Source organism: Pseudonocardia sp., assembly GCF_025465255.1.
GTDB lineage: Bacteria > Actinomycetota > Actinomycetes > Mycobacteriales > Pseudonocardiaceae > Pseudonocardia.
On record NZ_JAODNI010000034.1, the window covers coordinates 14,337 to 30,362 of the forward strand.

The 16,026-nt window shown below is 69.2% G+C and carries 12 protein-coding genes and 1 pseudogene; 4 read left to right on the top strand and 9 right to left on the bottom strand.

The features are described 5' to 3' along the window. Positions 1–81: 81 nt before the first annotated feature. From JWP64_RS31360 to JWP64_RS03770, 7 genes and pseudogenes are all read right to left on the bottom strand, one after another. Positions 82–210 (bottom strand): annotated as a pseudogene (locus JWP64_RS31360) (pyrimidine utilization protein A); the annotation flags it as partial. Continuing rightward, complete coding sequence (locus JWP64_RS03745) at positions 183–1,271, bottom strand: LLM class flavin-dependent oxidoreductase (protein ID WP_297492281.1); 1,089 nt, start codon at positions 1,269–1,271, stop codon at positions 183–185. The pseudogene JWP64_RS31360 and the gene JWP64_RS03745, both read right to left, overlap by 28 nt. Before the next feature lie 7 nt (positions 1,272–1,278). Next, entirely contained in the window at positions 1,279–2,673 is a 1,395-nt protein-coding gene (locus JWP64_RS03750; protein ID WP_297492283.1) for an MmgE/PrpD family protein, read from the bottom strand. 94 nt (positions 2,674–2,767) lie between these two features. Next, positions 2,768–3,931 carry an acyl-CoA dehydrogenase family protein gene (locus JWP64_RS03755; protein ID WP_297492285.1) on the bottom strand — a complete coding sequence of 388 codons (1,164 nt, stop codon included), beginning with the start codon at positions 3,929–3,931 and terminating at the stop codon, positions 2,768–2,770. Position 3,932: 1 nt separating this feature from the next. Then, entirely contained in the window at positions 3,933–5,138 is a 1,206-nt protein-coding gene (locus tag JWP64_RS03760; RefSeq protein WP_297492287.1) for a CoA transferase, read from the bottom strand. Then, positions 5,135–5,662, bottom strand: coding sequence for a MaoC family dehydratase (locus JWP64_RS03765; RefSeq protein WP_297492289.1), 528 nt, complete (start codon positions 5,660–5,662; stop codon positions 5,135–5,137). The genes JWP64_RS03760 and JWP64_RS03765 overlap by 4 nt, the downstream gene beginning before the upstream one ends. A 60-nt stretch (positions 5,663–5,722) precedes the next feature. Further along, positions 5,723–7,114, bottom strand: a complete 1,392-nt coding sequence (locus JWP64_RS03770; protein ID WP_297492291.1) for an MFS transporter — start codon at positions 7,112–7,114, stop codon at positions 5,723–5,725. A 344-nt stretch (positions 7,115–7,458) separates the two neighbouring features. On the opposite strand from JWP64_RS03770, the gene JWP64_RS03775 reads away from it, so the two are divergent. Next, positions 7,459–8,190, top strand: a complete 732-nt coding sequence (locus tag JWP64_RS03775; protein WP_297492293.1) for an FCD domain-containing protein — start codon at positions 7,459–7,461, stop codon at positions 8,188–8,190. A 1,125-nt stretch (positions 8,191–9,315) separates the two neighbouring features. On the opposite strand, the gene JWP64_RS03780 is transcribed toward JWP64_RS03775, so the two are convergent. Next, entirely contained in the window at positions 9,316–9,924 is a 609-nt protein-coding gene (locus tag JWP64_RS03780; protein ID WP_297492295.1) for a TetR/AcrR family transcriptional regulator, read from the bottom strand. Between the two features lie 273 nt (positions 9,925–10,197). Next, complete coding sequence (locus JWP64_RS03785; RefSeq protein WP_297492296.1) at positions 10,198–10,743, bottom strand: cupin domain-containing protein; 546 nt, start codon at positions 10,741–10,743, stop codon at positions 10,198–10,200. A 325-nt stretch (positions 10,744–11,068) separates the two neighbouring features. On the opposite strand from JWP64_RS03785, the gene JWP64_RS03790 reads away from it, so the two are divergent. The 3 genes from JWP64_RS03790 to JWP64_RS03800 all read left to right on the top strand — a co-directional run bounded on the left by JWP64_RS03790 (position 11,069) and on the right by JWP64_RS03800 (position 15,481). Beyond that, positions 11,069–12,109: a fumarylacetoacetate hydrolase family protein gene (locus JWP64_RS03790; protein WP_297492298.1), complete on the top strand. Its 1,041-nt coding sequence runs from the start codon at positions 11,069–11,071 to the stop codon at positions 12,107–12,109. 86 nt (positions 12,110–12,195) lie between these two features. Further along, positions 12,196–13,782 carry an AMP-binding protein gene (locus tag JWP64_RS03795; protein ID WP_297492300.1) on the top strand — a complete coding sequence of 529 codons (1,587 nt, stop codon included), beginning with the start codon at positions 12,196–12,198 and terminating at the stop codon, positions 13,780–13,782. A gap of 109 nt (positions 13,783–13,891) precedes the next feature. Continuing rightward, complete coding sequence (locus tag JWP64_RS03800; protein WP_297492302.1) at positions 13,892–15,481, top strand: NAD(P)/FAD-dependent oxidoreductase; 1,590 nt, start codon at positions 13,892–13,894, stop codon at positions 15,479–15,481. Positions 15,482–16,026 lie beyond the last annotated feature (545 nt).

Sequence of the window (16,026 nt, forward strand, 5' to 3'; positions counted from 1 at the left end):
ACGGGGGGCACACGCTGGGCGGGTGCACGCGCCGGCGGGCCAGGCCGAAGGCGGTTCGGCGACCGCGCGCCAGCCGTGGTTGATCATCGACAGGGCGAACACGAAGCCCTGCGCCTCGGCCTCCTGCACGATCCGCTTGTTCAGGTCGAAGGTGGGCATGTACCTCGGAGAGTTCTCCGAGATCAGCCAGCCGTTGTTGCCGATGGGGATGAAGACGTCGGAGTCCGCCGCGGACTCCCTTCCGGGCTCGGGGGACGGGTACCGGCCGGGGAGGACCGGAGAACAGGGGCGACCTCGCGCGCGAGCAGCTCGAGGGACGCGCGCGCGTCGGTGATCGGCATGCCGGCCCAGTCCGTGCGGAGCACGAAGTGGGAGACGCCGAACTCGTCGCGCCACGGCAGCAGCGCGGCCAGGCAGTCCTCGGGCGAGCCGACCACGAACCGGTCCTCGGCGAGGTCCGCGTACCCGGTTCGGAAGGAGTCCCGCCCGGGCAGGACCCGGTCCTGACCCCAGTCGGCGTAGACCGCGTACTTCCCGGCGAGGTGCGGGCGGGCGAGCTCGATCGCGCGCTCGCGGGTCGGCGCGCAGTAGACCTCGCGCATCAGGGGCAGCTCGCGCACGGGCTCGCGTCCGGCGGCCACGCGCTCGTCGTGGAACAGCTCGAGCTGCCGCCGGATCGTCGACGCGGTGGCGTGCGGGTTGATCATCCAGGTGTCCGCGAGCCGGGCGGCCCGGCGGACGGCCGCGTCGCTGTTGGCGGCCATCCAGATCGGCGGCCGCGGGTTCGCGGCCGGCAGCGTCGTTGCCCGCACGCCGTCGAGCCGGCACCAGGGGGTGTCCGCGTGCACCGGCTCGCCGGACCACAGCGCCTCGACGATCCGCAGGTTCTCGGTGAACCGCCGGACCTTCTCCCCCGGCGCGATCCCGAAGGCGGCGTACTCGACCTCGCGGTACCCCAGGCCGACGCCGAAGATCGACCGGCCGCCGCACACTGCGTCCAGGCTCGCGTAGGCCTCGGCGGTGTCCACCGGGTTGTGCAGGGCCAGCAGGTGGATCCCGGTCCCGACGCGCATGTCCCCCGCCTCGGCGGCGAGGCGGGCCAGCCACGGCAGGGGCTGGATGTGCGCGAACGTCTCGCTCAGGTGGTGCTGGCCGCCGAAGATCGAGTCGAGCCCGCCGTCGCGGGCGGCCCGCACCAGCGACAGCTGCTCGTCCAGGGCGACGACGGGGTTCCGGCCCGCCGGCTGCTGGTGGGTCAGGAAGACCCCCACCCGAACCTCAGCCGGCACGGCACGCCTCAGCGAACTCCGTGGCCGGCCGGTCGTCGCCCAGGCACAGCACGGCCCGCTGCACCCGGTCCGCGACGGCGTCGTCGGCCACCCGACCGATCGTCGACCGGAACTTGTCGACGATCTCGGCGTTGGTCAGCGGCCGCTCGTCGTGCCCGCGGTTGACCTGCTCGCGGTGCCGCAGCACCCGCCCGTCCGCCAGCTCGATCTCCACCGCGCCGGAGTAGGCCGCGGGGAACGCGCTGTCCGGGTCGTCGCTCACCCGGACCTTCTGGGCGAGGCCGAGGATTTCGGTGTCGGCCAGGGCCTCGTCCTCCAGCTCAGCGAGTCCGAACCGACCGCGGACGAGCGCAGCGGACACGACGAACGGGAGGCTGAACTTGGCGTCGTACTCGTCGCGCGGGACCCACTTGGCCTCCGGCGGCTCGCAGACGACCTTGCCCGGCACCGGGTGGATCGCGCAGCGGATCTCGGCGATTTCCTCGGGCCGGATCCCGTGCTCCGCCCGGAGCGTGAGAACCGCGTCCGCGAACGCGTGGATGAAGTGGCAGACCGGGTAGGGCTTCACCGCTGTGCGCATGAGCTCCCACGTCTCCCCGAGGGACTCGCCCACGGCGCCGGGGTTCGTCTCCCGCCCGGCGAGATGGGTGTTGTACAGGCCGAAGCGGCCCTCGTACACCGCGGGCGGCCCGCTCCAGCCGGCCCGGGCGAAGCTCGCCGCCGTCAGCCCGGACATCGCCGCCCAGCCCGGGTGCAAGCGCTTGGTCCAGGACCCGTCCTGGAGGAACTCCATCAGGCCGGCGGACATCGACCCGACGACGCCCTGCGCCGCGGAGAGCCGGTCCGCGTCCAGGCCGATGATCTTGCCGGCGGCGACGGCGGCGCCGAACGCGCCGGCGACGGCCGTCGGGTGGAACCCGACGTCGTGGAAGCTACCCGCTCCCCCGATCCCCACCCGCGCGGAGACCTCTACGCCCAGAACGTAGGCCAGCAGCAGGTCCGCGCCGGTGGCAGCCGCGGACGTCGCTGCGGAGAGCGCCGCCGGCAGCGCCGCCGCGGACACGTGCGTGACGGCGGGGATGTGCGTGTCGTCGAAGTCCATGCCGTGGATGAGCACGCCGTTCAGCACCGCAGCGTCGCGCGGGGACAGCCGGTCCGGCAGCCCGAGAACGGGGTGGTCTCCCCCGCCGAACGTGGACAGCGCGTCGAGGGCCACGGCCGGGAACCCGTAGGCGGTGGAGGCGAAGGCGAGGCCGACGGCGTCCAGGATCAGGTGGCGGGCACGGTCGAGCACGTCGGCCGGGAGGTCACCGATCTCGGCGGCGGCCACGAACTCGCCGACCTGGCCGGCGAGCGAGGTGCGGGTGGGGCTGTCCAGGGTCATGCGGGTCCTCCTCGTCGAGGGCGTTCAACGGGTACGTCGGATCGGAGGGTGTAGCCGAGCCGTACGGCCAGGGCGCCGAGGCCTCCGGGGGCGCTCACCTGATGGTCGCCTTGCCCGCCAGCAGGGCCTTGGCGACGACGCCGCGCAGGACGTCGTTCGTGCCCTCGCCGATCGCCATCAGCGGGGCGTCGCGGTAGAGCCGCTCGACCTCGAACTCGGTGGAGTAGCCGTAGCCGCCGTGGATGCGCATCGCGTCGGTGGCACATGCCAGCGCGGACTCCGAGGCGAAGATCTTCGCCATGCCGGACTCGGTGTCCATCCGGACCCCGTCGTCCATCCGGGACGCGGCCCAGTACGTCATCAGCCGGGCGGCCTGCAGCCGGACGGCGATCTCCGCCAGCCGCATCTGCACGGCCTGGAACTCGCCGATGGCCTGCCCGAACGCCTGGCGGTCGCGCGCGTAGTTGAGCGCCTCGTCGTACGCGCGCTGCGCGATGCCGACGCTGCGGGCGGCGATGTTGATCCGCCCGGTCTCCAGCGAGGACAGTGCCTGCTGCAGCCCGCGCCCCTCGACGCCGCCGAGCAGCTGCGACGCCGGCACGCGGACGTCGGTCAGCACGACCTCGCAGGACTCGGGGCCCTTGTAGCCGAGCTTGCCGATGTCCTGGGTAACCTCGAAGCCGGGGGTTCCGGCCTCGACCAGCAGGATGCTCATCCCCTTGTGCGCCGGGGTCGCGGTGGCATCGGTCTTCACCAACACCGGCAGCGGGTCCGCATAGCGCGCGTTGGTGATCCACATCTTCGTGCCGTTAACGACGTAGTCGTCGCCGTCGCGCCGTGCGGTGGTCCGGATGCCCTGCAGGTCCGTCCCGGCGCCGGGCTCGGTCAGCGCGATCCCGGTGCGCCGCGCGCCGGTCGCGAGGTCCGGGAGGTACTTCCGCTTCTGCTCGTCCGTCCCGTGGCGGCCGAGCATCCAGCAGGACACGGAGTGGCTGCCGAGGATCCCGGCGATGCCCATCCAGCCGCGGGAGATTTCCTCGAAGGTCAGCGCGAACGAGACGGTGTCCGCGGCCATCCCGCCGTATTCCTCCGGCACTGCGAGCCCGAACAGGCCGAGCTGCTTCATCGCGTCGACGATCTCCGTCGGGTAGCGGCCGGACTGCTCCCACTCCCGCGCGACCGGGACGATCTCCTTGTCCACGAAGGTGCGCAACGTGTCCCGGTAGAGCCGCTGCTCGTCGTTCAGCTGGAAGTCCATCTCACGCCTTTCCGAGAGCGCCGGCGTCACGCAGCGCGGCGATCTTCTTGTCGTCGTAGCCGAGCTCGCGCAGCACACGGTCGGTGTCGGCACCCATTGCCGGGGCGCCCCGCGTCGGTGCCCGGTCGTCCCCGGGCGGGCCGACGCGGACCGCGGATCGCAGCGATCTCACCGTCCCGTACACCGGATGGTCGGTCTCGGCGATCAGGCCGCGCTCCGCGGTGTGCGGGTCCACCAGCGCGCCCGCCACATCGTTGATCGGCGCGCACGGGATCGACGCCGCGTACATCGGCGCCAGCCACTCCGCGACCGTCCGGCGCTGGAAGAGCTCCTCCAGCAGTGGGACGATCACCTCCCGGTTCCGGTTGCGGTCGGCGAAGGTGGCGAACCGCGGGTCCTCGGCCAGGTCCGGGCGGTCCATCACCACGGTGAGCCGCTGCCAGAACTTCTCCTTCGCGCAGCCCACGACCAGCCAGCCGTCGGATGCCTCGAACGCCTGGAACGGGATCAGCGACGGGTGGGCGGAATGGTGCGTGCGCGCGGGCTCGTAGCCGGCCGTCATGTGCCAGGTTCCCGGGTAGGTCAGCAGGCTGACCGCCGTGTCGTAGAGGCTGACGTCGCAGTCCGTGCCGATGCCATCCCGGCGTGCGCCGTGGATCGCGGCGAGCAGCGAGATCGCGGCGACGTACCCGCCGCTGTAGTCGACGAGAGACGGGCCGGTCTTCTGCGGCGCGCCACCGGGCTCCCCGGTCAGCGACATCCACCCGCCGAGCGCCTGGAGCACGTAGTCGTACCCGGGCTCCCGGGAGCGCGGGCCGGTCATGCCGAACCCGGTCAGCGAGCAACAGACGATCCTCGGGTTGACGTCCTTGAGGTCTTCGAACCGAATCCCGAGCTTCTCCGGGACGTCTCCGCGCAGGTTGGAGTACACCGCATCCGCGCCGCGCACGAGGTCGTGGAAGACCTCGCGTCCCTCGGCTGTGCGGATATCGAGGGTGATCGAGGACTTGTCCCGGTTGAAGGACTGGAAGAACAGGGAGTCCCCGTCCTCGGCGTACGGCGGCACCGCGCGCCCGACGTCCCCGCCCACCGACGGGTCCTCGACCTTGATGATCTCCGCGCCCAGCTCCGCCAGGTGCATCGACCCGAACGGACCGGCCCCGTACTGCTCGAGGGAGACGACCCGGATGTCCTCCAGCGGCCTCACCGGGAGTTCTCCAGGGTGAGCGGTTCCGCGGCCTCGGGGAACAGCGATCGGCCACCGTCGGATCCCTGTTTGTGGACGTAGAAGGTCCGTTTGAAGGTCAGCACCTCGACGGCGTCCTGGTTGAGCGTGCGGGTTCGGATCGTCACGAGCCCGGCGTGCGGGCGGCTCGCGGACTCCCGCTTGTCCAGCACTATCGACTCCGACCAGACGGTGTCGCCGGCGAACACCGGAGCGGTCAGCCGCAGCTCGTCCACCCCGAGATTCGCGAACGCGTTCTGCGTGGTGTCGGTGACGGACTGGCCCATGGCGATCGCGATCGTCAGCGGCGAGGCGACGAGCATCCGGCCGAACTCCGAGGACGCCCCCACCTGAGCGTTGAAGTGCGCCTGGTTCGTATTCATCGTCAGCAACGTGAACCAGGTGTTGTCCGCCTCGGTGACGGTGCGCCCCAACGGGTGCCGGTAGACGTCCCCGACCTCGAAGTCCTCGTAGAACCGTCCCTGCCAACCGGGCCGCACCGCCATCTCGCCCTCAACTCCTTCGTCCGCGTATGCCGGCACGCTAAAACGTCTGACAATTGGTAGTCAAGCGCGCTCGATCTCTTCGAGCCGCCGGTTGGTTGTGCGCTCGCCGAACAGCCCGAGCACCAGTCCCATCAGCAGCGCGGCGACTGCCAGGTACACGTAGACCGCGACGATGCCTGATCCCGTGTAGAGCGCGGCGACCACGACACCGCCGATCACCCCGGCCAGCCGGCCCGAGCCGTTCGCGATCCCGGAGCCCAGCCCACGCAGCTGCAGCGGGAAGACCTCGGCGATGTAGGTGTAGAGCACGGCGACCCCGGTCTGCATCAGCATCGCCGCGCCGAAGCCGCACACGATGATCGCCACCGGGCTGTCGACCAGGCCGAAGAGCAGCAGGAGCACCGCGACCACGCACTCCAGCCCCAACACCACGCTGCGGCGCTCGAATCGGTCGATCACCGGCATCGCCAGCAGGGCGCCCGGCACCGCGGCGATCGCGAGGATCGACGAGAACGTGAGGCTCTGCGCCGCCGAGTAGCCGCGCTCGACCAGCAGCGTCGGGACCCAGGAGCTGAAACCGTAGAACGAGAGGATCAGGAACACGCAGGCCCCGGCGGCAACGATCGTGCGGCGCAGCATGGCGCCGCGGAGCAGTTCAGTCAGCCGACCCGGGACGACCGGACGGTCCGGCACCGGCGCGGGCAGCGGCTCACCGGTCCGCCGCTCGGCCTGCTCCTCCATGCCTGCAACCAGCGCCTCGTCGCCCGGACGGATCGGTCGCCCCTGCGCCGCCCGCCACCGGATCGACTCCGGCAGCACCTTCATCGCGACGACGCCCCCGACCGCCCCGAGCGCGCCGACGACGAAGATCCACCGCCAGGCACCCTCGCCCATCGGGACGACGAACCGGGCCACCCACGCTGCGATCGGCACCCCCGCGAGCCCGATCGCCAGCAGCAGCGCCTGATATCGGCCGCGCAGCGAGCGCGGGAACATCTCGCTCACCCAGACCAGCAGCACGCCGGTCATCGCCTGCAGCCCGAACCCGGTGAGCACGCGCATCGCGCCAAGCATCCACGGACCGGTCGCCAGCGCGCTGAGCAGGGAGAACAGGGAGTAGAACAGAACGGCGCCGATCAGCACCGGCCGCCGTCCGATCCGGTCGGACAGCCGCCCACCGACGACCGCGCCCGCGAACATGCCGACGAAGCCGGCCGAGGTGATCGCCCCGACCTGCCCGATCGACAGGCCCCACTCGGTGCGCAGCGCCGGTGCCGCATACGCGAAGGAGTTGAGGTCCACGAGATCGAAGACGAACAGGAAGCCGAGCAGCCCGACCCAGCGGCGGTGCGTCGGCGTGACGACCGGGATCCGGTCGAGCCGGGCGGCCAGGTCGATCCCGACCCGGGTCCTGGATTCGGCGGGCGGTACGGCTGCGGGTTCGGCCGGCATCGAGCTCTCCTCACCGCGCGCAGCGGTGCGCGCAAGTCCCGGCCCATGCGTCGTCGCACGGGCGCTCTGCCGGCTGACACCCCGGTCACAATTCGCACGCTAAACGTCTGACACTTTGCAGGCAAGGCCTTCCGGCGTCGCGAGTACGCTGCGCGAACGACGCCACCGATCCGACCGGAGCGTGATCCCGTCCCGATGCCCCCTCCCTCGACGCCCCGGCCCCCGACCTCGGTGCCCCGCCCCGCCGACGCCGCCCGGCCGACACCGGTGGCCGCGCCGTCCGCGGAGCAGGCACCGACCCCGTCCTTGCAGCGGGGCCCGGCCCCCCCTCGGCCCGGCTGCGGGTGCAGCGGGTCCGGCCCGCCTACCGGCAGGTGGCGGACGAGCTGAGGTCACAGATCATGCGCGGCGCACTCGCCCCCGGGGAACGCCTACCCAGCGAGGCCGAGCTGAGCCGGGCGTTCGGGGTGAGCCGCAGCACCGTCCGCGAGGCGCTGCACTCCCTGACCAGCCAGCACCTCATCGAGACCCTGCGCGGCATGCAGGGCGGATCGTTCGTCGCCGCCCCGGACCCGGCCCGGGTCGTAGAGGACGTCGGCAGCGCGCTCGGCGTCCTCGTCGCGACGCCGCACCTGCAGCTCTCGGACCTGCTGGAGGCCCGGCTGCTGCTGGAGCCCGCCGCGGCCCGGCTGGCGGCCCAGCGGGCGGATGCCGAGACCGTCGACGCCGTGCGCGCGGCCGCCCACGCACCCCGCGATCCGCGGGACCCGAGCGGTTTCATCCCGCACCTGGACTTCCACACCACGATCCTGATGGCCACCGGGAACCTGATGTTCACGATGATGGGCCAGCCGGTGAGCGACGTCCTCCGTACGAAGCTCGACCGTGATTCCGTCGCCCGTCGCGAGTGGGACGAGGTCGACGAGTGCCACCGGGTGATCGCCGAGCACATCGCGGCCGGCCAGGCCGAGGCGGCGGAGGAGGCCATGCGCAGCCACCTGCTGGACCTGCGCGGGCTCTACGAACGCGCGGCGTCCTGGCGCAACCGCAACGGCCGGAACGGGAGCACGACATGAGCGCGTACGGCGAGCCCAGGGACCGCACCTACGCCCGAGCCGGACTCGACGCCTCGGTCCGCCGGCGGTGAGGGACCGGCGATCGTCGTCGTCGACCTGAGCATCGGCTTACCGACGGGCGCGTCGCCGTTTTCGGGACGAGCCTGGCTGCGCTGCTCGCCGGGCCGAGGGTGGACACGTCCTGGTCCGGGCGCCACGACCAGCGGCTGGTCCGGGCCACCTTGGTCGGCGCGCTCCAGTCCGGTTTCCGTACCGATTCTGAACGGGCGGGCGGGCGATCGCGAGGGTGAGCAGGGTGTTCACCGCCCATCGTTGCTGTTCACGGGCCCCCAGGGCGAGCCGGGCGGCGTCGCGGCGCCGTCACCGGCCAATTCACAACGACAACTGCGTCGCGGCGCTGCAGCCGACCGAGGTACAGAAGGTTGATCTCGAGGCTGCCCTGGTGGGCAATCGCATAGTCCGGGCGCGCTGCAGAGCGCGTCGGACCGCATGGTCGCCGCAGTCGAGGGACCCCGGTCGCGGGCGGCCCGGTGCTCCTATTCCCGGGGAGCCCTGGTGGGCGCAACCGCGAACCCGACGATCCGATCCCCAGAGACCATTCCGTCTCGACCATCTCCAGTGTGGATGAACCTATGGCGCGAACTGATCCACCTCGCCGCCGTGCGCCGCCACCTCGACACCGTTCACCAGGCGTGGCAGCCGAGGCGGGTGCCTACGCAATCCAGCTGCGTGAACAGGCCAGCGTCGACGTAGCGCGCTTCTGATCAGGCAGGGGTTGCCCCAGTCGCGGCCGCTCACCGTCACCAGCCGTCGGTGATTGGCCTGGCAGTCCGGGCAACGCCCGATGGCCGCGTGCAGCCTTGTAGAACTTCACGCCAGGTAGATGCTCGACGCCGGCGAGCACACCATCAACGGCTGTGCGGCTGGTCGGCGCGCACAGCCACGCACGATACGAACCCCGCTGGGGCGGGCCTCCAGGCCTGCCTGGTCGTCAGCAGGCACGGCCCGAGGTGACGCGTCCCACGACGGGATTGACCTGTGATTCCGCCGAGAACGACTGATACCTCCCGCGCTGCGGCATGAGCCGACGCTCACTGCTCAGGCAAGGTCCTGCAGGGCCGTTCCTCACTCTCGGGAGTTGAGTCCGCGCAGGATGATGTCGATGCTTTCCCGGACCGCAGCTGTCAGATCGAGTGTGTTGTGCTGGTCGTCTTCGCGCAGCCACAGGTACAGATTCCCGAGGTAGGCACTACGAATGAGGTGTCCAGCGCGTTCCGCGTCGCAGTCAGCACGTATTTCACCGCGTTCCTGGCCGGTGCGGATGTATGCGGTCAGTACCTCGGCAAGTTCGGGCGCGTCTGTGATTGGCCCTCCTGCGCGCACCCAGGCGGGCAGCAGCGTGCGGGTGAGCGCCTCCTGGTCGAGGTTGATGCGGGCGAGGTCGTCGATGTAGGTACGCAGCAACGTGCTCACGGGCTGCTGGTCGAGCCCCAGCGCGTCGAGATCGACGCGGACCTGCTGCCGTCGTCGCTCCATCCATTCCTGAAGGAAGCTGCTCTTGCGGGGAAAGTAGTTGTAGGCCGTGGCCCGGGCTGTGTCGGCCAGCTCGGCGATTTCGTCGACCGTGGTCTCGTCGTAGCCCTTTTCCTCGAACAGCTGAATGGCCGCTTCGTAGAGGCGACGTCGGGTGTGCAGGCGCTTGCGTTCGCGGCGCGCCGAGGTGGTGCGGGACACGCCGGCCGTTCCTGCACTGCCTGCCAACCTGGTTGCTCCCTCCGAACGGCCTGGCTTACCAACCTACCCCCGTCCAAGATTGGACGCCGGTCCCCGCCCGATGAGGATGATCACGGCTGCACAGCCGCTCGTGCTCGAGTTGGTCGTACGTGACGAGCGCTCCCCGCCCTCCGCCGCGCCCACCCCTGGAGAGGTGAAGGCAAGCACGTCAGCGGGGCGACGCCTGCTCGAGCGCCGCCCCGCTGGTGCACGTCCGTATTGGTGATGTAGCGGTTAGTCGAGGACGGACGGCTTCTCCGCCGCGACAAGCACCACCGCGACGACACAGGGCTCTGTGCTCCGGTTGACCCAGGCGTGGCTCGTGCCCTGCTGCACGATGCAGGTTCCGGGCCGCAGCACGACCTCGCCCTCGTCCATGACCATCCGCATCGTTCCGGAGACGACGACGATGTAGTCGATGGAGTCGGTGCGGTGTGTGGAGAAGTGCTCCTGGCTCATCTCGCCGGTCGGCTTGTTCTCGCTGCCGAGCGCGTTGAAGATCTCCGAAGCGTCGAAGGAGTCACCTTCGGACTCCGGGGGGAACTCGATCCAGCGGAAGATCGTGCCGCCGTTCTGCGGGTCGTGCTGCAGGGGGCGGGTCGCCCGATCGGTGTCCGAGTCCATGTTCGCCGGGGCCTCGTTCGTCACCCACAGCTCGGTGATCTTGAGTCCGCCGGGCCAGGAATCGATGGTGACGTGGTTGGTGCCGGAGTCTTCGAAACGGATCAGGGACTGCCCCTTCGCGTTGTGACCGGTCACGACGCGGTGAATCTCAGACATTGCGGGTCCTCTCGGGTTGCGACTCGACGGAACTCAGTGGGGGACGCTGCTCGTAGCGGGGGACTGCCAGCCCGTCCACATCCGGGACTTTGGACGCGATCCGAAGTTGGATGCACGTCCAACTTAGGAGTTTCCGCGTCCCCTCGTGGCCATGTCAAGCAGCCACTCGCTGCCCTTCGCGACGACGACCTCCTCGAGAGACGAACTCATCGCCGCAGGTGAAGAAGATGTTGACAGCTGTGACGTGGCACTCCACGATGTGTCCACCGGACGTCCGACCAGAATCGGACGCGCGTCCAATTAGGGTCTCTCGCGAGGTGGCGAAGTGCGACTGGTGACGTTCGACCCGCAGCATGTGCAGCTTGTCGGGTCCCGGGTGGGTGTTCTGTTTCGAGACCGCGTCGTGGATCTCTACGCGGCACAGGTCGCCATCGCGCGGCGCCGGGGTCTGGACGTGGTTGACGCCCGGCGGACAGCGGCCGCCGTAGCTCCCCGGGACATGATCGCGTTCTTCGAGGGCGGCGAAGACGCCCGCCGTACGGCGGACGAGGCGGTCGCGTTCGTCGCAGAGACCCTGGAGCGGGGCGACGACCTGGTGGGGCCGGGCGATGAGCTCGTCGCGCCGGCCGCGGACACGGTACGACTGCGTGCACCCGTTCCGCGGCCTCGCCGCATCAGGGACTACCTGACCTACGAGGCGCACGCCGCGGGCTCCGGGCTCGCCGTGCCGGAGGCTTTCGGCAGCGTACCGATCTGCTACGAGTGCAACGTCGAGACGATCCTCGGGCCGCAGGATCTGATCCCCTGGCCGGCTTACACCGACCAGATGGACTTCGAGCTCGAGATCGGCTTCTTCGTGGGCAAGGCCGGGCGCAACATCTCCGTCAAGGACGCGCCGGCGCACATCGCCGGCATCACGATCTTCAATGATCTCAGTGCTCGCGACATCCAGTTCTACGAGATGAGCCTGAACATCGGCCCGTCGAAGGGCAAAAGCTTCGGCACGGTGATGGGCCCGTGTGTACTCACCATGGACGAGGTCGACGAGAACGCCGTGCAGTGCACCGCGCGGGTCAACGGAGAGGTGTGGACGCAGGCCGACACCAGCTCACGCCGGTATTCCTTCGCCGAGGTGCTGGCCTGGGCGTCGTACTGCGAACCGGTGTTTCCGGGCGAGTTCCTCGCCGTCGGCACGGTGGGCGGTGGCTGCGGCCTGGAACTCGACCGCTGGATCAGCAGCGGGGACGTACTCGAGCTGGAAGCCTCCGGGATCGGAGTACTGCGTAACACCGTCGGGGCCAAGGAAGAGGCGCCGCCATCGGCGGGGATCCCCAGCTACAAGGGCGCGCCGCGTGCCGGCCACTGACGACGTCCACCTGCAGAATCGCTCGTCGACCTGCGCCGACCCTTGGTTCCGGGTCCCGCACGAGAAGTCCGACCGGAGACTCCGCCATGCGTCCGTTCGCCGTGACCTCGAGGCTCGATCCATTCTCAGTGCCGACGCTCGCTCAGCTGTTCGATCATGCCCTTGAGCGGTTCGGTGATCGGCTCGCGATCGTGTACGAGGGCCGCTCCTGGAGCTACCGCGAGATGGCCGACAAGTCCGAACGCCTCGCCCAGGCCCTGACCCGAGCAGGCATCGGTCCCGGCGGGCGTGTCGCGCTGATGATGTCGAACAGACCCGAGTACCTGGTGGCAGATCAGGCGATTATCCGGTGCGGCGGCGTGAAGGTGCCGCTCAACGACATGCTCTCCACCGCAGAGATTGATTTCATCCTGCAGGACAGCGGGGTGACGGTCGCGATCGCCGACCGCGGCCTGCTGCCCGCAGCTTTGGCCAGCTCCGCGACCACCCTGCACACGATCATCGCCGTGGGGCTCGAAGGCGACCGGCCTGCAAGCACCCTGGACTGGGACGAGCTCCTCCGCCTCGCACCCGACGTATCCGGCTCAGCGGCAGAGGCTCCGGCCCCAGATGATCTGGGGCTGATCCTCTACACCGGCGGCACGACCGGTCGGCCAAAGGGCGTCATGCACACCCAGCGCGGGCTCGCGATGAACCTGCTGTCACACGTCATCGAAATGGGTCTGGCCGACGACGACCGAATCCTGCTGATGTCCCCTCTCCCGCACTCGGCCGGGTTCCTGGCCCAGGCCGGCCTGCTCAGGGGCGCAACAATCCGGCTGGAACGCCGGTTTGATCCCGACCGCGCCCTCGACCTGATCGGCGACGGAACCGTCACCTTCACCTTCATGGTGCCCACCATGATCTATCGGCTTCTGGAGCGGACACCAGGTCGCGACCTTCGGGCCAGCGCGCTGCGCACGATCCTCTACGGCGCAGCCCCCATCACCCTCGAACGACTCAAGCAGGGCCTGCAACTTCTCGGCCCCGTCTTCATGCAGCTCTACGGGCAGTCCGAAGCCCCGAACTTCCTCACCCGACTCCGCCGAGAGGACCACTCCCCCGACCCGGCGCTCGCGCACCGCCTCACCAGTTGCGGGCAACCGGTCCTGATGGCCGATGTCGCCGTTCTTGACGAAGACGACGAACCGCTACCCGCCGGGCAGGTCGGTGAGATCGCCGCACGCTCGCCCTACGTCATGGCCGGCTACCACGGCATGTCGGATAAGACTGCCGAGACGCTGCGCAATGGCTGGCTCCACACCGGCGATATCGGCTACATCGACGCAGACCGCTACGTCTACCTCCTCGACCGCAAGAACGACGTGATCATCACCGGGGGGATGAACGTCTACAGCAGCGAAGTCGAGCAGTTCCTCCAGACCTGCGCCGGCGTGACCCGGGTGGCCGTCGTCGGGATCCCCGACCCGGACTGGGGCGAGGCCGTCGTGGCCTTTGTGGTGGCCACCGACGATCAGGGCGCGCAGTTCAGCGCCGATGACCTCATGGATACCTGCCGATCGGGGCTCACCGCCTACAAGCGCCCCAAATCCATCCAACGGGTTTCGACCCTGCCGCTGACCCCCTACGGAAAGGTTGACAAGAAGCGGCTGCGAATCGAGTTCTCGACCTGACCAGCAGATCTCCATCAAGCCCAACACCGAAGAACCCGGACTAGAGAGGCAGCGCCAGGTGAATCACACAAACGAGTTCGTGCGCTCGAAGCAACCGTACGACGCAATCGTGGTCGGTGCGGGCGCCAGCGGTCTCTACGCGCTGTACCATTTGCAGAAGCGTGGATACAACGCGATGCTCATCGAGGCCGGCGACGGCGTGGCCGGCACCTGGTACTGGAACCGCTATCCGGGGCTGCGCGTCGACGTCGAGAGTGTCGAGTACAGCTACGCGTTCGACGACGACCTGCAGCAGGAGTGGGAGTGGTCGGAGCGGTACGCGGCCCAGCCCGAACTCGAGCGGTACTTCAACCACGTCGCCGACCGCTTCGACCTCCGACCCTCGATCCTGCTGAGCCGCCGCGTGACCGCAGCACAGTTCGACGAAGCCAGCGGCCGGTGGAACGTCGAGACCGACCGGGGCGAGACCTTCGACGCGCAGTACTGCATCATGGCCACCGGTCTGCTCTCGGCACCAAAGGACGTCAACTTCCCCGGCCTCGACGAGTTCAAGGGTGTCACCGCACACACAGCGCGCTGGCCGGAGGAAGGTATCGACTTCGCCGGAAAGAAGGTGGCCGTGATCGGCACCGGATCATCCGGCATTCAGGTGATCCCGATCGTCGCCGAGACCGCCGAGCACCTCACGGTCTTCCAACGCACCCCGGCCTTCGCGGTACCGCTGCGTAACTGCGTTCCTCCCGAAGGCTACTTCGAGGAGGTCAAGGCCAACTATGCCGAGTGGCGCCGGCGCGAGAAGTACGCGTCCTTCGGCGGCTGGGTCGCCGTCAACTACAAGCCGGTCGACCTGACCACCACCTCTGCGCTGGCGGTCTCCGAGGAGGAACGGCTCGCGCTCTACGAGGACCGGTGGGAGTCGGGCGGCCTGGCCTTCTACAACGTCTACCCCGACATCTTCGGCGACCGCGCTGCCAACGACACCCTCGCGGAGTTCCTCCGGGAGAAGACCCGCACACGCATCGACGACCCCGCGATCGCTGACATCCTCATCCCGAACGACTACCCGGTGATGATGCGGCGGCTCAGCGCCGAGACCAACTACTACGAGACATTCAACCGCGACAACGTCACGCTCGTCGACGTGCGGGCCACCCCGATCCAGAGCTTCACCCCGATCGGCCTGCAGACGACCGAGCAGGAGTACGACTTCGACATCGCGATCTTCGCAACCGGCTTCGACGCGATGTCCGGTGCCCTCGTGCGCATCGACATCCGTGGCCGCGACGGCCAGGCACTGACGGATCACTGGTCCGACGAGATCCGCACCACCTTCGGCATGATGGCATCGGGCTTCCCGAACATGTTTTACATCTCCGGACCGGGAAGCCCCGCGCCGCTCTTTCAACCGGTCCTGTTCTGCGAAGACCAGATGACCTGGCTGACCAGCCTCTTCTCGCACATGAAAACCCAAGGCAAGACGGTTGTGGATCCGACTCCGGAGTTCGAGGAGACATGGATCCAGGAGTGCGACCGCGCGCTCGACGTAACCCTGTTCAACGAAACACCCAGCTGGTACGTCGGCGGCAACATCGAGGGCAAGTCCGGACGTGGGCTCATCTACTTCGGCGGTATCCACCCGTACCGGGAGTGGATCTCGAAGTGCGCGTCCAACGACTACGCGGGCTTCGCCCTTCAGTAGCGGACTAACGCTCGTCCCCGCGACCCTCCACTCGTGGGGACGAGCGGTCCGTGGTCCGGCGCCGGGCCGAAGACCGATCGAGCCAACCACCTCGCGCCGTGGGAGGTAAAGACTCGATACCGCCCTGAACGGAGTAGCAGCGCCCACCATCCAGGATTAGATGACGGCAGCGGAACGGTGGTCCCCCACTCCACCTCCTCGGAACGATCACGCCGGTGCGCGGGAGGACCGAGCCCAGTCGAGACGGCCACCCTCACCGAGCGGCTCCCCAACCAAGCCGCCGCCGAGAGGAAAGCTGCTCTCCGACCGCCGAGGCCCAGCAAAGGACCGCTTCCGTGGCGGCGAGAGGGTCCGCCCCCCACTGCGACCTCACGACCCGCTCGATGATGTTGACAGCAGCAGCCGCGAGAGACCCAGCCGCTCACATTCGCGCCCCGGGGCGCTGCGGATCGAGCAGGTCTGCCGCGATCGAATTGCCACCTACAAGCGGCCGCGCCCGGTGGATCTCCGCGCTCGAGGGTGTGGCCGAGGTGGCCGTGATCGGC